This is a genomic window from Peribacillus sp. NPDC097895, assembly GCF_050277555.1.
Taxonomy (GTDB): Bacteria; Bacillota; Bacilli; order Bacillales; family DSM-1321; genus Peribacillus.
This window is the reverse complement of record NZ_JBNNSH010000001.1, coordinates 1,103,764-1,128,729: the sequence shown is the minus strand read 5'-3', so window position 1 is coordinate 1,128,729 and position 24,966 is coordinate 1,103,764. Positions and strand designations below refer to the sequence as shown.

Genomic DNA, 24,966 nt, shown 5'->3' with positions numbered 1-24,966 from the left:
GGTCAACACCTCATACTTATTTTCCTTCCTTTCACAGTTCACCTCATTGATTAAAGTTCTCTTTTCTTTGTTTGGATATCACCCTAGATTGAGATGATAAATATATGTATTGGCCGACAAGCTCTAATATTCTCCACAGTATATTCGAGCCCAATATCAGCACTGCATCATCATGCCATGCGTATGTAAGGGCAGCATAAGGCAAAGAGTGATAAACAAGCAAACCTGAATATATGATATCACCCATTATCAAACCAATTAAAAGCACAAACAATCGATGTTTCCAATTTTTAAAAAGTAATAGGATAAGATAATTCAGAAAGATACACATAAGATATGAAGGTTTCATAATCAGCCATATCGGATCAAGCAAAGAAAACAGTTGAAAACTGGCATAAGCGAGTGTGATTATTAGACTGCCGCAAATCAGCTCCATCAACTTGATGATGGATAGCTTCCTAATATACACACACAATATAAACAATAGATATAGACCGCTCAATTGCACCGAAAGCAAGGATACCTCCAGTTTATACCCCGCCAATACCATTACGGCTAATAGATGAAAAAGAAAATCAAAACGAAAGGGAACCGTTTTTGGAATAAAAAACATGACAATGACCCAAACTATCCATGACATCCAATAAAACAAAATTCCATCCATGCTGCGTCCCCCTTTTAGGAAACATTATGGCTCGTTTATACAAAGAATAAACGTTAGGCACGGCTTTTAATGCGGTGTTGCAATATTTATACATAAAACAGTTCCTACTTTATTTTATAAAGGAGGTGTAAACATGGGCAAAGATCGGCAAGAGAAGAAACTGAAACAAAGTAAACGGGTGGAGTCCGATAGGGACCAATCATTGGATTATAAAGGGGCAACAAAAATGGAAAGCCCGGAAGAAGCACGAAAAAGAAATAGCTGAATCTATGTGAATAAAAAGAAGCATCTCAATGAATGTTCCAATTGAGATGCTTCTTTTGTAGTGATTCATTTAGCATATGACGAGCAATCAATGCCTCTTTGAGTTAACCAATGATAGGTCTTGCCTGTGATGACAATTTTTGATTCCCTTAATTCTGAGATATTACCGCACCCAAGTGCAGTCATGATGATCTTTAAATCTTCATGTATGTAGTTAATTTCTTTGATTAATTGTACCAGCCCCAATTCTTTATGCAACTTTAGGAAATGACCGGCTAACCCGACACCTTTCGCTCCTAAAGCCAGGACTTTTGAAATTTCCAGAGGGTTTTGAATACCACCCGATCCAATGACTGAAATCTCTGGTGAAACATTAACAGCTTCCACGATGGAAGCAGCTGTCGGAATGCCCCATTCATTAAAATATCCGAGTACTTTTGCTCGCCTTTCATTTTCAATCTTAGCAAAATTTGTTCCGCCAAACCCACCTACATCAATGATTGAAACACCAACAGAACGTAATTGTTGCACCGTTTCCATACTCATCCCAAATCCTACCTCTTTAACAATGACAGGTATTCCGATACTTCTGTTGATTTTTTCTATTCTAGAAAGGGTACCCGCAAAATTCCTATCTCCTTCCGGCATCGTCAACTCTTGAATGACGTTGACATGAATCTGCAAGGCATTCGCCCCAATCATCTCGTGCGCTCGTTTTGCTTGGTCTACAGTTGCTTCACCACCGAGATTACCAATCAGCACCCCATCAGGGTTCTCCTGTCTTACCACTTTAAAAGATGCCTGCTGTCTAGGATCCTTGATTGCTGCCATCTGTGATCCGACCGCCATGGCGATTCCTGTTTCCCGTGCAGCAATGGCAAGGTCACCATTCAATCTCTCGGTTTCAAGGCCTCCGCCTCCGGTCATGGCATTTATAAAAATTGGCGAACTTAATTTAAGTCCGCCAACTTCTGCTGTGAGGTTCACATTATTCAAAGAAATTCCTGGTAAGCTTTGGTGAATAAACGAAATATCTTCTAGTCCGGATTTATGCTGCTGACCTGTTTTTAGCGCAAATTCTATATGATCTAATTTTCGTTTTTCTCTCTCCAAGGCTATCACCATTATTATCTATTATTTTAGTTTTTTCAATTGATCTCCAATCATTTCACCTAACTGAAAGCCCTTCGATTCTTCAGGAAGTTCATAATCTGATGAGTTGTAATTGGATTGTGGTTCTTCAAGTTCTTTAATGCTCAAGGATAAACGTTGTTCCGTTTCATTGACATCCAGTACTTTCACTTCGACAGATTGGCCTTCTTTCAGTACTTCCTGTGGTGTGGCAATGTGTTTGTGCGAAATCTGTGAAATATGGACAAGTCCTTCTACCCCAGGGAAAATCTCCACGAATGCTCCGAATGAAACCAAGCGCTTAACGATGCCCTCTTGTGTAGAACCCTTTGCTGCCTTTTCCGCAATGCCTGCCCATGGCCCAGGAAGGGTATCCTTAATGGAAAGTGAAATCCTTTCATTATCACGATCAATGGAAAGGACCTTCACCTGTACCTTATCCCCTTCGGAAACGACATCGGATGCCTTGTCGACATGCTGATGGGAAAGCTGGGATATGTGGACAAGACCGTCAACGCCTCCAATATCGACGAATGCACCGAAATCGGTAATCCTTTGGACCACACCCTCTAGCACTTGCCCGCTTTCAATCCTATCCAGAACATTTGCTTTTTGTTTTTCCTTTTGGTCTTGGACGACTGCCCGATGTGAGAGAATTAAGCGATTCTTGTCTTTCTCAAGTTCAACGATCTTGAATGTTAAAGTTTTGTTTTTGTAATCAGAAAAGTCTTCAACGAAATAGTCTTCTACTAGAGAAGCCGGAACAAAACCACGTACGCCTAGATCTACAACAAGTCCGCCTTTGACGACATCTTTAACCTCAGCCTCAAATACGTCTCCGTTTTCAAATTTCAATTCTAGGTCATCCCATGCTTTTAGCGCGTCAATTTTGCGTTTTGATAGAATGAGAGCTTCTTCTTCTACTTTAATGACCTCAAGCTCCAATACATCACCTTCCGAAACGGCGTCTGACGCCTTTTCGACATGAAGGCTCGACAGCTCGCTGATAGGGATGATTCCATCAGTCTTGCTGTTTTCTACATCGACGATGACCTGTTTTTCTTCTACCTTTGAAACGGTTGCTTTCACTTGATCCCCAACTTTGTAATTGTTCACTTCTACCTGGTTCATATCTTCTGTCATTACTAACTCCTCCTTAACCCATGACTGATCAGCAAACTTCCTCTTCATCGGCCACATATTTTATTTAAAGTGGTTCAATAAAAACACTTTCCTAATAAAGATAAAAACGGTTTTTTTTTAGAGTAATAAGGTTATATTCCTTTTCATTCCCTATAAGGAACAATACCCCTATTTTATAAATTCTAACAAAACCAGAAAATTGTCAAGTATGAATGACTATTTATGCTGGGAAATCAATTTCCCAATCTCGTCCATAATGATTTTGGTTGCTTCATCGGCTGAAATTTTCTGTTCACGGTACTCGGCAAAATGTATGGGAGGACCATACACCACCTTTAAAGGACGCAATAACTTATATGGGCCGATGATTGCACAAGGGATGATTACGGCATCAGATCGCAAAGCGAAAAAACCTGCACCAGCCATCCCCTCTCCCAATTCACCTGTCTTACTTCTGGTTCCCTCGGGAAACAGCCCAAGTGCCTTACCTTCCTTCAAAAGCTTTAAACCTTTTCTAAGGGATTCACGATCGCTATTGCCCCGCTTGACGGGAAAAGCATTCACTCTGGGTAATATCCCCTTTAAAACAGGTGCTTGAAACAGCTCTTCCTTCGCCATGAAATGAATGTCCCTTGGAGATGTCATGCCAACTACAGGCGGATCCAAATTATCAATGTGATTGGCACAGATCAATACTCCGCCCTCTTTAGGGATATGTTCCTTTCCGAGCGTCTTGACCCTATACGCAGGCATTAAAACGACTTTTACGACGTTTTTGCCAAATGTGTAAAAATCCAATTTCATCTTTTCCTCTCTTCTATTAAAGACATGATGCTTTCTGCCACCTCTTGAATCGATAAAGAAGTCGTATCAATTTCGATAGCATCTGCCGCCTTTTTCAGGGGCGATACCTCGCGTTCCGAATCCAGCTTGTCCCTTGTTGCAATTTCTTCCCTTAGCTTTTCGATATCGGATGGAAAACCTTTTAACATATTTTCCTGATGTCTCCGCTGTGCCCTTTCATCTACAGATGCAATTAGAAATACTTTTACCTCGGCATTCGGCAAAACATGTGTACCGATATCCCTGCCATCCATGACGACTCCACCATTTTCACCAAATATCTGCTGCCTGCGCACCATTTCTTCCCGGATGCTTCTGTGCTTTGCCACTTCCGATACAGAACCAGTCACTTCATTGTTTCTAATTTGGGCTGTCACGTCCTCATGATCCAAGAACACCAACTGCCCCTTTTCACTCGGTCTTAATTCGATTTCTGTATTGATGAGAACTTCAAATAGTGCTTGTTCATCATTCAGACGAATCTGTTGATTGATGGCCTTATAGGTAAGGGCCCTATACATTGCTCCTGTATCCACATATATGTAATTGAACTTTTCTGCAACAATTTTAGCAACCGTGCTTTTTCCAGCAGCAGCTGGTCCATCGATTGCAACTGATAATTTTTTTTCCATAAATCCTCCCAAGAATCCTACAATCATGCTGATTATTTATTACCCTTTCATTTTATCACAACTAGCAGGAAAATCATTAATAAAAGGGACGTGTACATACAAAAACACCTTTGTTCATCTTTTGATTTTATATGACCATCAATAGTTTTCCTTTATTGAAGATCTTCATACAAAAAAAAAGCGGAACACCGCTTTCATTTTGAGGTCCCATTGAATGTTTCAATGATTTTCGTATAATTATTGCTAGTTACCCCTTCATACTTCGAGAGCTTGGTCAAATCAATGATTTGGTCCTCCCTGCTCAAAAGGAACTGAAAAAAGAATAAGCAGGCCAGCTGGATGATGATCACTTTAATTAAAAGTCTTTCAAATGTTTTCATATGCCGCTCCTTCCATACTGATTATATTAGCAGTATGGATGGAATCACTGTTTTTCATTCAATCCTGTCAAACATACAACCCTTTTTTCTTTAAATCCACTTGTTTTTCAAAAATAAATCTCATTAATATTTGTACATCACTTTTTGTCGGTTCAATAAACTGGACGTGTAGAAGCTTATTTTCATGTTCTTTCTCCGTTACACGAATGACTTTGCTTCTTAAACGTAAATAATGGATCTCCCCGGATTTCAGTGTTAGGGCCATCCACAGAAATAATTGTGAAGCCGATTGTATATTTGCGCCTTTTAAAAGCCTTATAGAAGCTCCCCCTGCACTGATATCCTCCGTTAATGCGCGAAAAGGAGTAAACTCGGAATGTTCTGGGTGGATGGCTGCATCAAGCGTTACATCCAGGCGAACGTACTGCCTCCTTTGAATTTTCACAAATGTACCTGTATCAGGCAGCATTAATTGTATCATTGGTATTCTCCCCTTCACTTTTCCGAGCACTTCAGAATCAAATACATATACTGCCTGATCTTCGTTTGAAAATGTGACGTTCAACTGTGTCCCGTCCATCAGGAATGCAATTTTTCCAGTCTCTAAATTGATGGGAAAGTCTATATAAACACATCCCGGCTCCATTTCGACAACCATACATTTGAACTTTTCCTTCCGGGAGGAGTATTTCTGTTCGAGCATTAAAATATCACCAATTTTAAACATCTTGAACCACATCCTTTTTGGTAGCCAGTAATGAAGGAAACAACACTATATTACCTATTAATTTCCCATATAATCCAAAAATCTTTTATATTATTATGTCATGAAATAAGAAAAAGGGAAAGTGACTAGGCACATTTCCCCATTTTGAATGAATCATCCTATCCGTCTAGATTAAATTTTCGTATACCGGTTCGGAATTCTTTAATTTTTCCACTTTTTCTTCTTGACCAGTGTCGGCATTAATGAAAATACGGTATGTATCTTCTTTAATAGTACCCAGAAATTCATAACAAAGAACTTCTTCGCCAATATCATTAATGATTAATGCCTTTCCACTTTCCATTATTTTTACATTTAAGTTGATTTTATCTCTAGCTTCTTTCTCCGATATGCTCGGACTTTCTATTTCCCTTGTTTTATGTGATTTTAAATACTCGTCTGCCGAGAACCCCACAACAGATCCGTCATCCAATCCAATTTTAACCTTGACTGAATCAGGATAAATCTTGACTCCATTTTCAGATGTAACGAAATTCAGTAAAGCGATGTTATCGTACTGTGCACTTTCAAATAATTCCAGAGAACTGAAATCATGTTCTTTTAAAAAGGCTTCGGCTTTCGTATAGGCTTGATTCAAATCAATATTTGTTTTGTTCACGTCCCTATTATTGATATACCAAATGGGGTAACCGCCTTTTTTTGTCAAATCCATATTCAATTCGGTATCGGAATCCTTATCAAGGATGCTCACACTATAAAATCCATAATCGGAACCTTTACCGTTTTCTTCAACATTCACCTTCAAATTCCCGCTTTTTGAATGTACATAGCTTTTCGCTGTCGCAATGGCTTCTTCTTTAGTAATGGTCTTACCTTGCAAATTTTTGAAGTTTTCATCCCTCTGTTGGGTAGAAGTAAAGGTCGGATTCATTTCGTTTGTTTCCCCATACCCCGATACTTTTTTCTCCACCACTTTTAAGCCGTCAATGATCGTGTTATCTGAATTTTCTTTTCCAGATGCTAAAGCCATTTCGACATCCATCCATCTTAAATTGTTTTTAAGGACTAGATATTGCACCTTTCTTAACTCGCCCTGGATGTCACTTGCCTGTGTATATAGGGATTGTAAAGTCGAATATTCCTGATCATTCAATGGTTCTTTATCAAGATCGCGTACGGCTGTTTTATAACTGAAGTCCGCAATTTTCGCTAAAAATTCTTCTGTTTTATTAAAAGGAAGCAGGGTTAATGGCAACTGCCCGACATCACTTTGGGCTTCGGAAGTGATACGCCAAACATCTGTTAAAGCTGGACTTAATGAATATCTTGAATTCATCGCCAACGTGCTGCCGACTTTATCATGCAATAAATCTACTTGATAGCTTAAATCATGAAAGGCTCTCTGATATGTGTTTTCCGCATTGATCAATACAGCATTTTTTTCCTTATGTTCTTGATAGCCCCAGAATGCAGTTCCTGCAACAACTACAACAAGCAGGGCAATCACTATATTCCTGATCATTTTCCTTCACCTCTTTACTTACAAAAGATATGTTTTCCGATTTTTTTGATTTGCGGTCTAGACCAAATCCATTTGCTTGTAGCCGTTTCGGGATTAAAGTAATACTCGGCATTTCCACTCGGATCCCATCCATTGATAGCATCCACGACCGCTTCTTTTGCCCGTTCGTTCGGGGTAAGCCATATCTGGCCATCCGCAACTGCCGTAAAGGCTCCAGGTTCGAAGATCACTCCCGAAATGGTATTCGGGAAAGCTGCACTTTCCACCCTGTTTAAAATGACCGCCGCAACAGCAACCTGACCTGTATATGGCTCCCCACGCGACTCTCCATAAACGGCATTGGCCATAAGCTGTATATCGTTTTGAGAATATCCTCCTGGAAGATTGGCCGCTGTTGTTGTTTTGGAAGGGGCATTTCCGGATTTATCATTGGCCCCTCCAGACTTGGGTGTATTTGCATTTCCTTTCACTTTTACCTGTTTTTCAATATCGACTCCCCCATAATAGGTGAACTCGTTCCCTTTATTAATCTGTTCGTGAACGAATGCACTATTGAAATTAGAGGCATTCGCCAACTTCTGTTTTGTTGTAGTCCCTGCCAAACCATCGATTGGAAGCCCGAAATCTTGTTGAAAGTTTCGAAGTGCCCAATAAGTGCCCCATCCATAGACTCCATCAATCTTTCCATTATAGTAACCGATATTTTGCAGGCGTGCCTGCAGTTCAATTACATCATCCCCAACCGCACCTTTTTGAATGACCTGGCTCGAAAAGGCATTTGTCCTTGTTTCCGGGTAAATTCCGAAACAAATAGTTAAACACGAAAACAGCAAAAGCCATTTCCATTTTGACGAAATTCCTTTCATCAAAAACACTCCTCTTTTTCTTGAATTAATGTAATTCTATTTTCTTCTTAACTGGCTTTTTTATTCCAAACCATAAAAAAACGGAGCGGGCAAAATATGCCAACACTCCGTTTTTCATTATTCATCATTTGCTAATAAAATGATTTTGAGAAAGTTTTTCAGCGTGAAAATCAGACATCAAACGTGCTTTTTTCACCTTTTTCATCCCTAACCACCATAGGTAAATCATAAATGGCATAATAAAGTACACCCAAAATTTTTGAGAAACTAAAATATAGTCATATACACCATGTAACGAAATTGGTATGATCAGTGCCAATAATAAATAGAACCTATTATTGGTAGCTGAAAATTTCGCCTTGCCCAAATAATACCCCATGATCACCCCGAATAAAGCGTGACTGGATACAGGGAGAACCGCCCTGACAAAGGCATGTTCCACGCCGTTTGCAAGTAAGTACAAAATATTCTCCAACGTAGCGAATCCAAGTGAGACTGCTGCTCCGTAAACGATACCATCATATGGCTCATCAAAGGCTACATGCTGATAAATAACATATATGAGTATGAACCACTTGAAGAATTCCTCAAGCAGTGCTGCCCATAAAAATGCATTAGCTAAGTCTGTATTCAAGATATGTTCCGTTTCGAGCACATACTGTATGAACATAATCGGCAAAACAAGAAAGACACCGAATAAAAATGTTTTGATAACAACCGATATCGGTTCTGTTTCATATTGATCTTTCAAATAGAAATAGCTAAGTAGCGCCAACCCTGGCGCAATAGCCGCTGACAACATGACCAGCATTAGCTGACCCTCTTTTCCTCTTCTTTTCCTTAATCGTACCATGGAATGCAGAAAAACTAAATCCAAGAATCAAGTCTTCCAACATTTATTTAATCCGTCAGTACTTAAAGAAGGTTTCATCTACAGAGTTTTCGCTTGCCAGCACGACAGCTAACTTTATTCTAGCCTTCTTGCTGTCATAATCAGCACCTAATATCACGCCGCGCTGTTTTAAATCAAATGCGCTGCCTACATAATCATATGCCGGGTAAACTTTTCCTTCTTCTGCACTTGTTGTCATGACGATTGTTATGCCATTATCGATTGCATTTTGTATGGAAGTTACCATTTCAGGCGTAACTTGTCCCCTTCCTACACCTTCGAGGACGATGCCTTTCGCACCGTTTTTAACAGCAGCCTCTATAAAGAGGCCATCGGCGCCTGTATGGCACTTGATGATATCCACTCTGGGGATGCGATTCTGGATATCATAGAACTCCCTATGTAAAGGTTTTTGATAGATGCTGACGACATCATTATCAATGATCCCCAGATATCCATAGCCGAAAGATTCGAATCCTTGCAAATTGGAAGCATGCACTTTTTTTACATACTTTGCTGAATAAATGCGCTCATTAAAAACGACAACCACACCAACATCCTTGAGAAGGTCACTCGCAGCACATAATATCGAATTCCTTAGGTTCGAATATACATCGGTTCCCACCTCTTTAGGAGACCGCTGGGATCCTGTTAAAACGATTGGTCGTTGATCTCTATTCGTGACATCAAGGAAATAAGCCGTTTCCTCAAGTGTATCGGTACCGTGGGTCACGACAATCCCGGTAACTTCCGGGTCTTCCAATTCCTTTTTTATGGCTAGTTTCAGCTGTTCCATTTTCCCAAATGACATGGACATGCTTGAGATTTGGAAAAGATCAACCACTTTAACCTCAATATCGTTGGGTAATTCGCAAATGGATGCCAACTCCTGCCCACTCAACGCACCTGAAGCCAACATTCCATTTGTAGTTTCTTTACTGGCAATAGTCCCGCCTGTCGTTATTAATGATATTTTGTCCATACTCTTTCAGCTCCCTTTTCATTTCACTTTTCTTTAACAGCCAAATGATAGGCAATTAAACCACCATGGAACCTGCCATTTTCAATGAAAATTTCGTTCGCATTATTTCCGGCTGCAAGAACGCCGGCAATATATAGTCCCTTTACGTTCGTCTCCATCGTTTCCTCGTTATAGGTTGGCCTTCCAGTCACCTTATCAATATTTATGCCCATTGAAGCTAAAAAGGAATGGTCAGGGTGATAACCAGTCATGGCGAACACATAATCATTTTTTATAACTTTTTCCTCTTCACCTACATGATATATGACACTATCTTCAGTGATTTCGTCAACATTCGCATTAAATTCCATCATGATCGTTCCATTGCGGACTAATGATTCAAATTCAGGGAGAATCCATGGTTTGATTTTAGAAGAGTACTCCGCTCCCCTGTATAGGACGGTAACTCTTGCACCTGATTTGACCAATTCCAGTGCCGCATCCACACTTGAGTTTTTACCACCGATGACGGTAACATCACAATCAAAGTAAGGGTGGCCCTCCTTGAAATAATGAAACACTTTAGGGAGATCTTCACCGGGAATGCACATATAGTTTGGATGATCGTAGTATCCGGTAGATACGATCACATGCAATGCTGTATAGTCACCTTTTGATGTCTTTACTAAAAATTTCCCATCTTCCCGTTTTTCCACCTTTTCCACTTTTTCGAACTTATTGATCCGTAATTCTTTTCTTCTAACTACCTCCCTATAATAAGCTAATGCCTGATTACGGACCGGTTTACGGTTTTCTATAATAAAAGCGGTATCACCGATTTCCAATTTTTCGCTTGAACTGAAAAATGTTTGATGTGTGGGGTAACGGTAAATCGAATCCACCACATTGCCTTTTTCAATAATCAGGGACTGAATTCCCACTTCTTTAAGAGCAATCGCAGCCGCCAATCCACAAGGGCCCCCACCTATGATAATGACTTCTTCAACATTCATTTTTACTCCACTGCCTTTCCATGCACTATGTAATTCGTTCGCCTAAAAATAAAAACTCCTATCAATACATGATAGGAGTTTTTACAAATCATTTCAATGATAAAGCAATGAATACGATTTTATCTATATGCCATTCGTGAATTGAATCTTTTTAGATCCAACCACGGAAGCGTGAAGCTTCAGCCATTTTTCTTACGCCAATCATATAAGCCGCAAGACGCATATCTACACGTCTGGATTGGGCAAGTTCATAAATATTATTAAAAGATTTCACAAGGATTTTTTCCAGCTTTTCGTCCACTTCTTCTTCAGACCAGTAATATCCTTGATTGTTTTGTACCCATTCGAAGTAAGAAACCGTAACTCCGCCAGCAGATGCCAAGACGTCAGGAACAAGAAGGATTCCACGGTCCGTTAGGATTTGTGTCGCTTCCATTGTCGTAGGCCCGTTTGCAGCCTCTACAACGATCGAAGCTTTAATATCAGCAGCATTCTCTTCTGTGATTTGGTTTTCAATTGCAGCCGGAACTAAAATATCACAATCCAATTCAAGCAGTTCTTTATTTGAAATTGTGCTTTTAAACAATTTTGTTACGGTTCCGAAACTGTCTCTCCGGTCTAGAAGATAATCGATATCCAGTCCTTCAGGATCATGAAGCGCACCATATGCATCGGAAATCCCAATAACCTTAGCACCTGCATCATGCATGAATTTAGCTAAGAAACTTCCTGCATTACCAAAGCCTTGAATGACGACCCGTGCCCCTTTAATATCAATGCCACGTTTCTTGGCAGCTTCATTGATACAAATCGTTACACCCTTAGCAGTTGCTGATTCACGGCCATGAGAACCACCCAATACAAGCGGTTTACCTGTAATGAATCCTGGGGAGTTGAATTCATCCATACGGCTGTATTCATCCATCATCCAAGCCATGATCTGGGAATTCGTAAATACATCCGGTGCCGGGATATCTTTTGTCGGCCCCACGATTTGGCTGATTGCGCGAACATAGCCCCGGCTTAGTCTTTCCAACTCACGGAAGGACATATTACGAGGGTCACAAACGATCCCGCCTTTACCACCGCCATATGGCAAATCAACGATCCCGCATTTCAAGCTCATCCAAATGGATAATGCTTTCACTTCACGTTCCGTTACATCAGGGTGAAAACGGATACCGCCCTTTGTAGGCCCAACAGCATCGTTATGCTGCGCTCTGTAACCCGTGAAAATTTTAACCGACCCATCATCCATCCGGACTGGTATCTTCACTGTTAATAAACGCAATGGTTCCTTCAAGAGCTCATAAACTTCTTCCGGGTAACCCAGCTTATCCAAAGCTTTATGTATTACAGTTTGGGTTGACCTCAGTACGTCGTGTTTTTCTTCTTCATTTACATGGCTATTATCTTTTGCCGAATCCATTAAAAGTACCTCCTAAAAATCTCATCCATATATTAAATTATAATTTACAAATAGTCCTCTTCATGTGCTAGTATACACCTTCGTTATATTTATGCAAGAACAAAAATGGGAATTTTAAAGTTGGAAATATTCAAAAAATGAAAACGTTATCATAGCCATTGTTTTCTTACTCAATTCCCGCAGATTTTCTTCAATCAAAAAGGAGAGAAAAATAAGGCAAACCGCATTGATTTTTACATCATGCGTCTGCCTTGTCTCCTTCTTTTTGCAGTTAACTGAAGTGCGTAGTCAAAACATGTATAGCTTCATTTTCAATTATACAAGTGCCATATTCATTAATGCGGCAGAGCGTCAGTGTCGAAGCATGGCCATACTCGGCGGCTAAGGAGATGACCGTGTCATAGGTCGTGTCTTTACCATTTTCGATTAGTAAATAATATCTTCCCTCATAATGATAAAGAGTACTCGTAAGCAAACCTTGAGAAGACAATCTATGAGATAATTGGACGATATCTTCAAACTCATCAAAAACATACAGTATATGGGGGAAGTCATCGATTTTAACCTGCAAATCCAAGAATTCTTCCTCGTCTGCCAATAATTCTTCTTCGTCCTTTGTCACGATGATTATCAACCCCTGAGCAGGCAGGGAAAAAATCTCGATTGCAATGGAACCACTCATTTTAAAGCTGAGTTCTTCGCATGCTTCTTCAACCATATCCTGAAATAACTTGTGGACCTTTAAAGAATTCCCTAAAATATCTTCTTTTGTTATACCTCTATCAATTAAATCATCAAGGGTCAAAAAAATCTTGATTTTATTATTAGTTAAACGCTCCAGCTTCATAAAAAAAGGCCCCCTGGTTACCATCTTCATACATCATATGAAGCCTTGGTCGCAGGGTGCATATCCATTATTTCACAAAGACAGTCACTAACTTTTCAGCCATTCCTCCCATTCCGATTGCTTGTCCCCCATGAGAACTTCACTGAAGGTAATATTTCTTTCTTCGGATATAAGACTCAAAGCCGCACCTCCAAGACCTACCTTCAAATCCGGGAAATCTTTTTTTAACGCTTCCACAAGACTAAATGTACCTTCAAGATTTTCTTCAAGTGAAACAGACATGAATAAGTATGAGGGTTTTATGATGTTTAAAACGGTAAAAAGATCCTTATCGGCGATTGATTCTCCCAAATAAACGGTTTCATACCCTTTCCGCTTCAAAAAAATGGTGAAAATCAACAGGCCAAACTCATGTTTTTCACCAGGGGCACAAACGGTAAGAGCTTTTGGAAGAAAACCATTAGTCGGAATCGTATGCATGACGGAACTGATCCTGGCTTTTATAATGTTCGACGCAAAGTGTTCATGAGCGGAAGTAATTTCTCCCCTTTCCCACTTATCCCCTATCTGAACCAGTACGGCACCAAGAACATCCACTATCGTATGTTCGATCGTATACATACTGAATGCTTGGCTAATCAGCATCTGGGCTTTATTTTCATTGAAATTCAATAGAGCTTCAATTAATTCATCCGATAACTTAATCGTTTGTTCATCCTTACTGTTCGTTTCAGGAACTCCAATCGCTTTAGTGCCAGTACTTTCGAGAAGTGACACGGCCTGGCTTATCGTGAACCCTTGATTCGTTTTATTGACGAGCCATATAAGGATCTGCAGATGCTTTTCTGTATATAGCCGATGCCCTGAATCATTCCTGACAGGTTCGAAAAATTTATAGCGCCTTTCCCATGCCCTCAGAGTACCCGGCTGAATGTCTAGCAGTTTTGAAACTGCCTTTATATTATATTTACCTTCTTGCATGGTTTTTTCAAGGCCTCCAATAATTGAACGTTCATTTGTTGAAATTATAGTGGTTTCTTATAAGTCTGTAAAATTCCGATATGCTCGTTAAAAAGCTTTTTAAAAGGTCTTCTCCATCGCATCGCCTATCTCAGTGCGCATTCCCCTTTTCAAGGTGATTAGGTGTGTTTCTGGTTTAGCCTCAAGCCTTAAAGGCACTGCGCTTGTCCCATAACCATTACTCGTCATATACAAACAGTTGCCCTCTTTTTTTATACTGCCGATCTGATAGGGCCCGAATCCGAATATTCGAATTTGCCCGCCATGGGTATGACCTGACAGGACAAGACTTATATGGTGTTCCGGAGTCAATTGTTCCTTGACCAAGGGGTTATGACTCACCAATATCCGAAAAGCCTCATTCTCGCAATCCGACAGGGCGAGATCCAGCCTATCTCGTTCTTCCGTTATATCATCAATACCTAAAAGAGCGATTTTCCTGCCATTTCGAGATTCAAAAGAAACAGCTGTATTATCAAGGATTTTCACTCCATGTTTTAGAAGTGCTGCATCCAGCTCATGAAAATCCCCTTCATAATCATTATTTCCCCAAACAAAATAAATGGGACCAAGCTCTTTCAATTTCAAAATATTTTTTTCCACTCGTGCTAGGGGAACCCCGTTTTCTCTTATGTCCCCGCCGATAATCACCAAATCAGCTTTGCCTCGGGCTTCTTCAATCAATTTATCAGATATGATCCGACGATGGAGATCAGATATGAAAAAAATTCGAACATCGCCAAACTCTTCAGGAAAGTCATTGAAAAATAAGTCTTGAAAAATCAACCTATCTTGCTTAGCAGTAAGCCACATGTAAATGACCATGCCGACTACCAGCAAAATGATGACTAAAAATAATCCAGATACCAATAACATCTTTCGTTAAACCTTCTTTCCATCCTAATCCTAATAGTTACCTTCATATAACCATAAAACCATATTACCCGCAATTAAATATATTTTAACGTGATCAATCATTTATTTTCATGATATAAGTTAATATCATAATTCTTCTTCATCATTTCAAAAACCTTATGACGACTTTTCCATTCTTCCTCTTTTTCCCATAACTGCTTACTTTTATTAATGATTTCACAACGTAGCAGCTGAAACTCCTTTTCAGCTTTATCGAGCTTCTTTTTAATTAATATCATATATCCATACAGACCTATAGCTGCCGCTAAAAAAAGAAAATGGCTGAAATGGTCGACGAAAACACTAAACATGCTGAAAAAGGAATAGGAATAAGGTACAACAATATAAAAATAAAGGTAAACCAAAAAAAGAGCAGCAACAATCATGGTCGCCCATAAACTTTGAAGATGCTTCTTTTTAAGAGCCTCGAACTTTTTTTTTCGATCCACAACATTCTGCAACATTTGTTTTGTTGCTTGGTCCGTTTTTTCATCCAATAAAATGATTGTCGATTCCATTCTTTTTCCTCCTCTACTCTTTCAAGTCATGATATGAAGCTGTCCAGAAAAAAATGATAAAGTACCTGACATGTTTGGCTTCAAATTGGAAAAACACCCTGCCTACAAAGACAGGGTGCCATCATCATTTCTTAATCGGAATTTTCAAAACCTGACCATTGGAAATTTCATTGCCATTCAGTCCATTCCATTCCCTGATCAAAGCAATGCCTTCCTGTGATTTGTAGTAATTCATTGAAATGCGGAAAAGTGTTTCTTCCGATTTAACAGTATGTAAAACAACCTTGTATTCATCCTTATCCGGTTTTGCGGCTTGAATTTCAGCTGCCTTTTTCTTTTCGGCTGCTTCCTTCTTGGCTTTTTCGTCAGCTATTTGCTGTGCTTTAGCCTTTTCTTCGGCTTCTTGCTGTGCTTTAGCCTTTTCTTCAGCTTCTTGCTGTGCTTTAGCTTTTGCTTCGGCATTTTTCTTAGCTTGTTCCTCTTGCTTGCGCTTTTCCTCTTCCTCAGCTTTAGCCTTAGCTTCTTCCTTTTCTTTTTTTTCTTTCTCCGCTACAGCTTTTTCCGAGTCTTTTTCTTTATCATCTTTTAAATCATCTGCTGTTGCTGTAGTTGGAATCGTTTCTGTAACCTCCTCCTCATTGTTTTTAACGACGACTTGGTCACTATTTGTATCACGTACAGGTCTATCCTGAAAATATGTATTAAGGCCGTAAAATCCTATAGGAAGCAAAATAAAAAACAACGATAAAAATTGTATGATTGGTAACTTAATCTTCGCTTTACTTTTTTTCTTTTTATTATGGTGGATTTTGCTACGCTTGGGCAATGATGACTTAGCCTTATGACGTTCTATTCGCGAACGAAGTTCACCAGCCTGATCTTTTTCTTTTTCATTCTTTTGTACTTGACTCATTCAAGTCACCCCCCTTCTTGCTCAACCCTGTTTGCTTTTTACTCCTAATTAAAATACCAAGGATGAAGTCAATCAAAAAATGGGCCGTAATCGTCACCATGATATTATTGGTCCATTCAAAAAGCAAGCCGATAAAGAAGCTCAAAACCAAAACATTTAAAAATAAAAACCAATTAAAAAGGTAACGATAATGGACGGCTGCAAAAATGATGCTCGTCCAAAGTAAACCAAAATGTGTTTGCAAAACTCCACGAAATAATACTTCTTCACTTATCGCGACCACTAAAGCAACGGCAAATATCATCGTATAAGATAAATGACTGAAAATGCGTTCGTTAATGCCCCCATCATCCTGATAGGAAGATGGTGTCACTTTCATCAATAAAATGTCAATTAACACAACGATGATTCCAGCAGGAATGCCGACCAGCAAAATGTTAAGGTCATCAAAGATAAATAAGTCGAAAAAAGCAGAACGTTCTTTAAATAAAATAATACCTAAAAAAACGGCTAACGTTAAGAGAATAATTTGTGTAAGAAACAAATTATATATCAACTGTTTATCTGTTAGTTGTTTAATTAATTCAGCTTGCTTATTTTTCATTGCCAGTTTCCTTCTTTAATAAGATAAAAGCCAATTCCTTTTTCCACGTGGAATAGGAATTAACGTGATCCACCTTAACCTCAGGCCATACATCGACCATTCTATCCGCATCCATCCCACAGTAATCACAACAGATGGGATTCACTATTTGTTGCTTTTCCTCAAAGTAGTCCAATATCCCTAACCTGCGACATTCCTGTGCATCTATCCATTGGAGGAATTTATACAGTTTTCCTTGATTCGCGGCCTTCCTCTTATGGCAATACTCTTTCATCTCTGCGACTTGATGTAAAGGATTATCCGTTCCTTTAATAAGCTGGGTAAAAAAACGAAGTTGGATTTCGTTCAAAGAAAAGGATAGAGACAGCTGTTCTTTTTCAGATGGAGTCAAGTTCGCCGGAATCTTTTGTGAATCATTTAGGAACGAACAAACCCCCTCTATTTGCATATCCGTAGGTAATTGTTGTTCCATCAAATGCATGGGAAGCCCTTCATCTCCATCACTATATAATAAAACAGCGACACTTTGCTTCCGATCTCGCCCCGCCCTGCCTATTTCCTGAAGATATGCTTCCATCGTGGATGGCATGTGAAAGTGGATAACATATCTGACATCCGATTTGTTTACACCCATGCCAAAGGCACTCGTTGCACAAATTATTTTCAACTGACCGGAAATGAATTGCTGCTGGATGAGCATCCTCTGTTCCTGTTCCATGCCCCCGTGATAATAATTGACACTATCCACCCCATTTTCCTGTAAAAACCGAGTGACTGCTTCAGCTACTTTTTTTGATGAAAAATATATAATTCCACTCCCTGTGAATTTCCTGACTAGTTCAAGTACAAGAGATTGCTTTTCATCGTAGCTGAACATGCGTTCAACAAGTATCCCAATATTTTCCCTATCAACGGACGCGACGGTTTCATTGACTTGGCCAAGGTTGAGTTTACCAACGATGTCCCTGCGGACTTCAATGGTAGCAGTTGCCGTCAGGGCAAGCGTTAGCGGATCGTTCAGTTCACGCCTCACTTCACCTAAATTCAAATAATCTGGACGGAAATCATACCCCCATTGTGAGATGCAGTGCGCTTCATCAATGACGAACAAACCTATATCTATGGATTTCAAGGATTTTATTACGCCCTCCAGGCTAAGCATTTCAGGAGATAAAAAGATAAACCGATAACTATGTAACCGTTCGAACGCACTTCTTTTTTGATTTAGCGTCAAAAAAGAATTCAGGGTCAATACACTTTTTTCTCCACTCATTTTCAACTGATCTGCCTGATCCTGCATTAAAGAAAGTAACGGAGAGACAATTAAGACCGTCTTATTTAAAAGATATGCGGGCAACTGATAACATAATGATTTACCGGATCCGGTGGGTAGCATCCCTAAAGTGTGACGGCCGGACATCAATGATTCAATCACTTCTTTTTGCCCAGGACGGAATTCATCAAATCCGAATTTTTCTTTTAGGACAGCTTCTATATTCATCATCCATCACCTAGTTTCGCGAGCACAAGCCGTATTTGGAAAAAGCTTATCTGTTTATTATCGACCATTTGTTTGATTGCTTTAAGCTTTTTCGTACCAAGCTCCTTGATCGCTGAAGCTATTTTACTTTCATCCTCGATCGACACATAATCGGCAATTGGAAAACTATTATCCGAAAGGACAATTTCGACTAGATGGTCTTCTATGGTATTCACCTTCAATCGGCGGATTTCAGCTATTTCCCACATATTTTTCCCTTCCTGGATATATCGTAAAGTCGTTTGTGTAGATTGCGTCAAATGGGGATTCCCACTCCTTTTCCAATCGTATATTAACGTGGCTAAAAGAGGATAATCCTTGCCCATTTCCGTATCTGCAAGCATTTGATGCAGAGAGTCAAGAAACATAAAGCGAACATATTCTTCTTCTACATCTTTCCTTTTTGCAATCTGTTCAAACGTAAGTCCAATCCTGTTTACCCCAGTTAATTTCAAAATGAAAATATCTCTTTTCAGATCGCTTTGCCGTTCTAAAAGCGATATCAATTCTTCATATAGATGAGTTGCTATCAACACTCGGTCTTGCCGATTGGTATGTAAGAATTCCTTAACGAAATGTTGGATTTTAGGATTTTGTTGTATCGGATAAAAACGTCTTTCGTTGTGGACAATATGGGATATGGTTTGAATGAGTAAATTTAATCTCCCCCAGAATACAGGGGTGATATTTTGATACTTCCAACCATTTAAATACGTTGGAAATGGGTTGTTTTCTAAGAAACTAACTAACATTTTCTCACCTTGTACACTAATTTCATAAGCATCGGTTTTATCCATTAGTTTAATGAAGTCATGTTTTAGGAACCATTCAATGTTTTGATTCAATTGCTGACGGGTAAAACGGGGTATTGTCCCGAATATATTCGTTAATCCGAATAAATGGGCATCCTGAATCGTTTGTGACGACTTCTTCCCCTGCAGCATATGGTAAATAGCATAAATGGAACGTTCGCCTTGAAATTTTTTTATCGCATATAGAATGATTGCCTGTAGATAATTATTCATGGGACTCACATCCTTGTTTCATTTAACCATTAATCCCATTGTATCAAAAAACTGCAAAAATCGCCGGTATTATTGATGGGGATAAGGAAGAATTTGTGACTAAATGACGAACCATGGCAAGTATCGAGTTAATTATTCCGATGTTTTTCATTGACAATTCGCTTCTTGATAGTTATTATCAATACAATTTCTATTGAAAAGTTTGGCATTCGGTCTTACAATAAGAAAGAGATAATAATCTGAAATAAAAAGATTATCAGTTGTTAAACAACTTAGGAGGGGTTTTATATTCATGGCTAAATTTACTATTGTGGATAAAGAAACATGCATCGCATGCGGAGCTTGCGGAGCAGCAGCACCAGATATATATGATTATGATGACGAAGGGATTGCATTTGTTACCCTTGACGATAACGAAGGAATCGTTGAAATTCCAGATGTACTTATAGATGACATGATGGACGCATTTGAAGGATGCCCAACGGATTCTATTAAAGTTGCTGACGAGTCATTTGACGGGGATGCACTAAAATTCGAATAAAAAGGCAAGCCATTTTCAATCGAGAATGGCTTTTTCTTTTGGCTAATGAATCCTTCTATTGTTCGGGGACGTGTATAAGGTAAAGACGGTTTGATTACTTTGCCAAAATGATAGTTTGTAATGGCTAGTGTTTTGTAGGCAGCATCTGCGGCAACAGCTTCTGTTTTTCCGACTTTATCAATCACTTGTTCAACCTGAGGCTCTAAGATATGACTATCATGCGTATTGCCGGGAGTTACTATCGTCCCCAACCAAAATCCATTGCGTTCTGATGCTGTATGAAACGTATAGGCAAAGCATCCTCATCACCTCAAGTTTTATTACTTTTATTTTAAAAACAAAAAGCCGGATATGGATATCCGGCTTTTTTGTATCATCGTCAATGCCATTAAGCATTTTTATATAATGTTTGCTTATTGATCCATGTCTGCAATTTAATGAACAACAGCATGAATACAGAAGTGATAAGCACGCCTTTAATCACGTTGAAAGGTAAAATTGCCGTCGTTACGAACTTTCTTGACTCGGGCGCCGACATTGCATCCCATCCCATAAAGAAGGTATATGCCGGTAAAAAAACAAAATAGTTTAAAACACTCATGACTACCGCCATTGAAACTGTACCCGCAAGTAAAGCGAACGTCATACCTTTTTTGGAATTGATTTTTTTAAATACGTAGTAAGTAGGCAAAACGAACAGTACTCCTGCTATAAAGTTAGCAATATGCCCAACCGGTACAGCAGTCAGGGTACCTGTCATGACTAAATCCAATAGATTTTTAAGGAATTCAACTAGGATTCCAGCCATCGGACCAAAAATCAAAGCCGCCATCAGTGCTGGAATGTCACTAAAATCAACATTCAGAAAAGGTGGAAATCCTGGAAACGGGAAATTCAAAAGCATCAATAAATAAGAAATGCTCCCCATCATGGCCAGCGTGACCGTTTTTTTAACTCTGTTCTTTTTCATAGCTCTCTCTCCTTCTTTTCCGATCTACCTGAAAAAGAGGTTAGTGTTCCTTCATCGTTGATGTTCAATAAAAAACCCTTTAATTCCGATCGAATTAAAGGGATAAATTAAAGGTTTCATCAAACAAACGTTCAGCATATGACTGTTGAAACGCACTCAGGAACCTCCATCTTCTCCCATCCAGACTATACTGTCGGCTTTGGAATCACACCAAATCCTGCCCCGTAAGGCTCGCGGGCTAAGAAGAAGATTTCCTTCATCACCGCCGGTGGGGAATTGCGCCCCGCCCCGAAGATAGACCTATAAAATTTTTTGTATCCTCGTGAATCCGATTGTATTTTCTAGTGGCTTACCAAATGGTTTTAAGGAATTTGAATGCTTTTTCCTTATCCTCTAATTTCCTCGGAAAACCTTAAAACTCATCCAATTTCCTACTAAAATCCTACCAATACGAATTCCCTTAGATTGATTTGATTTTAACTTAGAAATTATAAAAAAACAAGGAAAACAATTTAGACTATAAGATTACTGTTTTCTTAAATTAACATAAAGGAATTGTTAAACATTGTTGGTTCATAAATGAATAAATGCGACATAAAACCTTAATTGACTTTCTATTTGTATTCCTTGGGTCTCTTCTTTTATTGTTCCAATTACTGATATTACTGAACCAATTGCTTGTATCCAACTTCCTGTTACTACTAATGACTCACCATAATTATGTTCCCTATAGACTTCATACTGGTTTCCATATTCAGATACTCCTCCAATAGCCTGTAATGAGTCCCCCATAGACTGTACTAAGTTTCCTATCATGTTTTCTGAATGGCCAGGGAAGGGATTAAGTTCGATTCCGTGTCCTACATTAATAAGTCCACTTAACGCTTGCATCCAGTTCCCAGTATTGAATATTTTCTGTTTTGTTTCTTTTTTAAAGTCAATAACCTGCCCGGTTATGAATGATTTCCCCTTGCCCTTCTGCTTGTAAGGCATTCCCTCCTGCCTGTAAGACGTTTCCTCATAAACTTAGGTTTTCAACGCAAATTACTATTTATGAAGTTCAGTGGCGAAGCTCCATCGGCAGCCGAAATTGTTCCCACAGCTACTATCACAGAAGCAAAAATATTGTTAGATTCATTATTCATTTCAAACCGCAATCTATTATTAGGTTATAACCTATTCATATGCAAATTGATATTCTAATGTCACTTCTTGTTTTTCTATACTAGCGAGAGCTAGGGCTTTTTACAGAAACTGAGATAGCTTTGAAATCTAGGTCATATATAAATTACATATACCTCTAAAGAACAATACCCAATGATGGGGGCATCTCTCTTGAAAAAACGACCCCTGGAATCAAACTTCATATAAAAATGTGCCGCAGCTGATAAGGGACGATGGTACCGGAGCGACCTATTTCGTTCCTCAAGACGTCATGAGGGACCTTGAGAACCCCGACATGCTAGTTCCACCGGCCACCGACGCCGGGCCGGTGCCCAATTTAAAGTACTCTTTTTCGGACACTCATATGCAGTAAAATCAAGGAGGTTGGTCGCGTGAATAACGGGTAAAGAGCTGCCGATCGCAACTACGCTTGCGGGGGTGAACATGCGTCTGACGACGGGCGGTGGGCGTGAGTTACATTGGCATAAGCAATCAGAATGGGCCTACATGATTTTGGGCAGTGCGCGAATCACCTCGGTCAATCAGGACGGGCGGAACTTTATAGCCGATGTCAACGCGGGATTTGTGGTTCTTTCCTGCGGGAATTCCACGTTCGATTCAAGGACTGGAGGAAGGTTGCGAATTTCTGCTCGTCTTCGACGATGGCAATTTCTCAGAGCTCGACACCTTCACTATTACCGATTGGTTCGCTCACACACCAAAGGACGTGCTGGCTGCGAATTTCGGTGTACTTCCTTTGCCCACATCCCTGCAAAACAGCGATACATTTTCCAAGCAAAGGTGCCAGGCTCAATGGAAATCCAGAAGGTTTCGGAGCCTTACGGTACTGTACCAAAGAGCTTCACACATCAGCTGCTTGCTCAAGATCCGACAGGACCATTTACATGTAGGATCGGAGCTTATAAACGTATTGCGAAAGGAGAAATGGCCAGTCGTCAAATACAACGGTATCCAGAAAATCACCCGGACAGGCGTAAAGATGCTTATATCGATGAGGTAACCAAATTTAGTTTCTCATCCTGATAATTTTTGGGCATTTACTGAAAATCCTACTTCATCAAAACTGCCCCTTTAGTTCATCAAAAAATCAATCAATAACATCTATTAACAGAGAAAAAAGGATCTTCAAAAGGAAGATCCCTTTCTTTATTTTTAACATTATAATTGAAGTACACCTTGTGGTGGTTGGTTAGCTTAACGAATAATTCCTCCGGGCTTTTCAGATGATGTCCCCAATAGAAAACGGATTTTAAATAGTCTGTCTGTACGAATAAATTCTATAGAAAACTCTATGAGGCAGGTTTATGTATATACGGATTTATGATACTTGGATTTATCAGTTTTTATTTGAACATTTTTTTTTAGATTGCATACATTATCTAAGAAAAACGCCCAAGGATTTAGTAAATCAGGGGGGATTACATGAGAGCAAATTTAAAAAAATATGGTCAAACTATACATTTAATTGGAGGGAATTTAGTTTATATTTCAAATATGGTACATCCTACTTATGCTGATGGTATAGTTTCGGATTATGACCAATACTGTATTGATTTAAAAAATGCCATTCGTGTAGGACAGACTAGTGTACAATCTTTAGAGACTATTGCTCCTCCATTTTTTTTGGATGAGGAACATGAATTGTTAATAAAATCATGTAACGATATTTTATATTGCTTAGAAGGTTTTTTATATAAAATTGATAATAATATTCTCACAGTTCTGAGAGTAGAGGAAATAGAAAAAGTAATTTACAAATTAAAAGAGATTGAACAAGAGCTTGATTTGACCACTATTAGTATAATTAAAAAAATAAAATTACAGCCAAGAAGGTGAGAAGTTATGGTAGTACCAGAAGAAGAACATCCTTTATCCTCCATACCTCCATATATTGGGGATAAGATTGATTTATTTGGTTCGATGATTACTAACATAGGAAACTTCATCGCTATTCTAGGGATTATAGCAGAAACTAAAGAGGTAGAACAGATTGAAGTAGAGGAGGTTTCTACAAACTCGAATACTTCAGCATCAGGATCTGAAGCAAACTCGGATACTTCAGCATCAGGGTCTGAATCAAATACAGGCTTTATATTAACCTTATTAGGCGCCACATTAGGAGCGATTGGAGACTTAATTTCATCTGGTGGTACCGCCATTGCAATTGAAGAAGCCATTATAATAGATAAAAAAGCAGAACAAGAAGCCGAGGAACTAACTAAAAAAATAAAGAAAATGGAAAATCAAATCGGCTTATTGCAGAAGGATATGAATTCGGTAATAACAGTAACAGATTCCCTAAAAAGAGAAGTAATTTTCTTACAAAGTGTTATCTATCCTAACCTTTATCAACAATAATTATATTTTTAAAACAAGTCATTTAAATAATCAATATTCATAGGTAGGCACGAAATTAAATGA

At 39.1% G+C, this 24,966-nt stretch carries 27 protein-coding genes, 2 pseudogenes and 1 riboswitch; of the genes and pseudogenes, 5 read left to right on the top strand and 24 right to left on the bottom strand.

The genetic code is table 11. The features are described 5' to 3' along the window. Positions 1-43: 43 nt before the first annotated feature. Complete coding sequence (locus ACQKMH_RS05430) at positions 44-664, bottom strand: YphA family membrane protein (RefSeq protein WP_427586408.1); 621 nt, start codon at positions 662-664, stop codon at positions 44-46. 133 nt (positions 665-797) lie between these two features. Between ACQKMH_RS05430 and ACQKMH_RS05425 the strand changes: the two genes are divergently transcribed. Next, positions 798-929 (top strand): YpzI family protein, encoded by a 132-nt coding sequence (locus ACQKMH_RS05425; protein WP_427586407.1) that lies wholly within the window; start codon positions 798-800, stop codon positions 927-929. Positions 930-994: 65 nt separating this feature from the next. On the opposite strand, the gene fni is transcribed toward ACQKMH_RS05425, so the two are convergent. From fni to ACQKMH_RS05325, 20 genes are all read right to left on the bottom strand, one after another. After that, positions 995-2,041: a type 2 isopentenyl-diphosphate Delta-isomerase gene (gene fni, locus ACQKMH_RS05420; RefSeq protein WP_427586406.1), complete on the bottom strand. Its 1,047-nt coding sequence runs from the start codon at positions 2,039-2,041 to the stop codon at positions 995-997. A 21-nt stretch (positions 2,042-2,062) separates the two neighbouring features. After that, positions 2,063-3,202, bottom strand: coding sequence for a 30S ribosomal protein S1 (gene rpsA / locus ACQKMH_RS05415; RefSeq protein ID WP_427586405.1), 1,140 nt, complete (start codon positions 3,200-3,202; stop codon positions 2,063-2,065). 216 nt (positions 3,203-3,418) lie between these two features. Continuing rightward, the gene (locus tag ACQKMH_RS05410) at positions 3,419-4,006 is read right to left on the bottom strand and encodes a lysophospholipid acyltransferase family protein (RefSeq protein ID WP_427586404.1); all 588 of its coding nucleotides are present in this window, start codon (positions 4,004-4,006) and stop codon (positions 3,419-3,421) included. Beyond that, on the bottom strand, positions 4,003-4,677 hold the full coding sequence (gene cmk, locus ACQKMH_RS05405) for a (d)CMP kinase (protein ID WP_230156947.1): 675 nt from the start codon (positions 4,675-4,677) through the stop codon (positions 4,003-4,005). Before cmk ends, ACQKMH_RS05410 begins: the two co-directional genes overlap by 4 nt. A gap of 194 nt (positions 4,678-4,871) precedes the next feature. Further along, positions 4,872-5,057: a YpfB family protein gene (locus ACQKMH_RS05400; RefSeq protein ID WP_230156946.1), complete on the bottom strand. Its 186-nt coding sequence runs from the start codon at positions 5,055-5,057 to the stop codon at positions 4,872-4,874. A gap of 67 nt (positions 5,058-5,124) precedes the next feature. Further along, positions 5,125-5,784, bottom strand: coding sequence for a flagellar brake protein (locus ACQKMH_RS05395; RefSeq protein WP_427586403.1), 660 nt, complete (start codon positions 5,782-5,784; stop codon positions 5,125-5,127). Positions 5,785-5,950: 166 nt separating this feature from the next. Beyond that, positions 5,951-7,306 (bottom strand): germination protein YpeB, encoded by a 1,356-nt coding sequence (ypeB, locus tag ACQKMH_RS05390; protein ID WP_427586402.1) that lies wholly within the window; start codon positions 7,304-7,306, stop codon positions 5,951-5,953. Between the two features lie 14 nt (positions 7,307-7,320). Further along, complete coding sequence (gene sleB, locus ACQKMH_RS05385; RefSeq protein WP_427586401.1) at positions 7,321-8,172, bottom strand: spore cortex-lytic enzyme; 852 nt, start codon at positions 8,170-8,172, stop codon at positions 7,321-7,323. A gap of 124 nt (positions 8,173-8,296) precedes the next feature. After that, a complete protein-coding gene (gene prsW, locus ACQKMH_RS05380; RefSeq protein WP_427586400.1) occupies positions 8,297-8,983 on the bottom strand; it encodes a glutamic-type intramembrane protease PrsW in 687 nt (228 codons plus the stop codon). A 97-nt stretch (positions 8,984-9,080) separates the two neighbouring features. Next, positions 9,081-10,046, bottom strand: a complete 966-nt coding sequence (locus tag ACQKMH_RS05375) for an asparaginase (protein ID WP_427586399.1) — start codon at positions 10,044-10,046, stop codon at positions 9,081-9,083. 23 nt (positions 10,047-10,069) lie between these two features. Then, the gene (locus tag ACQKMH_RS05370; RefSeq protein ID WP_427586398.1) at positions 10,070-11,038 is read right to left on the bottom strand and encodes a YpdA family putative bacillithiol disulfide reductase; all 969 of its coding nucleotides are present in this window, start codon (positions 11,036-11,038) and stop codon (positions 10,070-10,072) included. A 151-nt stretch (positions 11,039-11,189) separates the two neighbouring features. Further along, the gene (locus ACQKMH_RS05365) at positions 11,190-12,467 is read right to left on the bottom strand and encodes a Glu/Leu/Phe/Val family dehydrogenase (protein WP_427586397.1); all 1,278 of its coding nucleotides are present in this window, start codon (positions 12,465-12,467) and stop codon (positions 11,190-11,192) included. Positions 12,468-12,738: 271 nt separating this feature from the next. Beyond that, a complete protein-coding gene (locus ACQKMH_RS05360; RefSeq protein ID WP_427586396.1) occupies positions 12,739-13,314 on the bottom strand; it encodes a genetic competence negative regulator in 576 nt (191 codons plus the stop codon). Between the two features lie 87 nt (positions 13,315-13,401). Then, the gene (locus tag ACQKMH_RS05355; protein ID WP_427586395.1) at positions 13,402-14,295 is read right to left on the bottom strand and encodes a MerR family transcriptional regulator; all 894 of its coding nucleotides are present in this window, start codon (positions 14,293-14,295) and stop codon (positions 13,402-13,404) included. A 99-nt stretch (positions 14,296-14,394) separates the two neighbouring features. After that, positions 14,395-15,210 carry a metallophosphoesterase gene (locus ACQKMH_RS05350; RefSeq protein ID WP_427586394.1) on the bottom strand — a complete coding sequence of 272 codons (816 nt, stop codon included), beginning with the start codon at positions 15,208-15,210 and terminating at the stop codon, positions 14,395-14,397. A 98-nt stretch (positions 15,211-15,308) separates the two neighbouring features. Next, positions 15,309-15,767, bottom strand: coding sequence for a YpbF family protein (locus ACQKMH_RS05345; protein WP_230156930.1), 459 nt, complete (start codon positions 15,765-15,767; stop codon positions 15,309-15,311). Between the two features lie 124 nt (positions 15,768-15,891). Continuing rightward, positions 15,892-16,680 (bottom strand): LysM peptidoglycan-binding domain-containing protein, encoded by a 789-nt coding sequence (locus tag ACQKMH_RS05340; protein WP_427586393.1) that lies wholly within the window; start codon positions 16,678-16,680, stop codon positions 15,892-15,894. Next, positions 16,658-17,284, bottom strand: coding sequence for a CPBP family intramembrane glutamic endopeptidase (locus tag ACQKMH_RS05335; RefSeq protein ID WP_427586392.1), 627 nt, complete (start codon positions 17,282-17,284; stop codon positions 16,658-16,660). The genes ACQKMH_RS05340 and ACQKMH_RS05335 overlap by 23 nt, the downstream gene beginning before the upstream one ends. Beyond that, a complete protein-coding gene (locus ACQKMH_RS05330) occupies positions 17,274-18,785 on the bottom strand; it encodes a RecQ family ATP-dependent DNA helicase (protein WP_427586391.1) in 1,512 nt (503 codons plus the stop codon). The genes ACQKMH_RS05335 and ACQKMH_RS05330 overlap by 11 nt, the downstream gene beginning before the upstream one ends. Continuing rightward, the gene (locus tag ACQKMH_RS05325) at positions 18,785-19,849 is read right to left on the bottom strand and encodes a helix-turn-helix domain-containing protein (RefSeq protein ID WP_427586390.1); all 1,065 of its coding nucleotides are present in this window, start codon (positions 19,847-19,849) and stop codon (positions 18,785-18,787) included. Before ACQKMH_RS05325 ends, ACQKMH_RS05330 begins: the two co-directional genes overlap by 1 nt. Before the next feature lie 292 nt (positions 19,850-20,141). On the opposite strand from ACQKMH_RS05325, the gene ACQKMH_RS05320 reads away from it, so the two are divergent. Further along, complete coding sequence (locus tag ACQKMH_RS05320) at positions 20,142-20,390, top strand: ferredoxin (RefSeq protein ID WP_214789522.1); 249 nt, start codon at positions 20,142-20,144, stop codon at positions 20,388-20,390. A 47-nt stretch (positions 20,391-20,437) separates the two neighbouring features. Here ACQKMH_RS05320 and ACQKMH_RS05315 read toward each other — a convergent pair. The 3 genes and pseudogenes from ACQKMH_RS05315 to ACQKMH_RS05305 form a co-directional block, all read right to left on the bottom strand. Next, positions 20,438-20,686: pseudogene (locus ACQKMH_RS05315) on the bottom strand (transposase); the annotation flags it as partial. Positions 20,687-20,778: 92 nt separating this feature from the next. Further along, complete coding sequence (locus ACQKMH_RS05310) at positions 20,779-21,360, bottom strand: ECF transporter S component (RefSeq protein ID WP_427586389.1); 582 nt, start codon at positions 21,358-21,360, stop codon at positions 20,779-20,781. Between the two features lie 164 nt (positions 21,361-21,524). Continuing rightward, positions 21,525-21,660, bottom strand: a riboswitch (FMN riboswitch). 273 nt (positions 21,661-21,933) lie between these two features. Next, on the bottom strand, positions 21,934-22,353 hold the full coding sequence (locus ACQKMH_RS05305; protein ID WP_427586388.1) for a DUF6944 family repetitive protein: 420 nt from the start codon (positions 22,351-22,353) through the stop codon (positions 21,934-21,936). 442 nt (positions 22,354-22,795) lie between these two features. Between ACQKMH_RS05305 and ACQKMH_RS05300 the strand changes: the two are divergent. The 3 genes and pseudogenes from ACQKMH_RS05300 to ACQKMH_RS05290 all read left to right on the top strand — a co-directional run. Continuing rightward, positions 22,796-23,415 (top strand): annotated as a pseudogene (locus ACQKMH_RS05300) (cupin domain-containing protein); the annotation flags it as partial. Positions 23,416-23,967: 552 nt separating this feature from the next. After that, entirely contained in the window at positions 23,968-24,381 is a 414-nt protein-coding gene (locus tag ACQKMH_RS05295; RefSeq protein ID WP_427586387.1) for a hypothetical protein, read from the top strand. A 6-nt stretch (positions 24,382-24,387) separates the two neighbouring features. Beyond that, a complete protein-coding gene (locus ACQKMH_RS05290) occupies positions 24,388-24,903 on the top strand; it encodes a hypothetical protein (RefSeq protein ID WP_427586386.1) in 516 nt (171 codons plus the stop codon). Positions 24,904-24,966 lie beyond the last annotated feature (63 nt).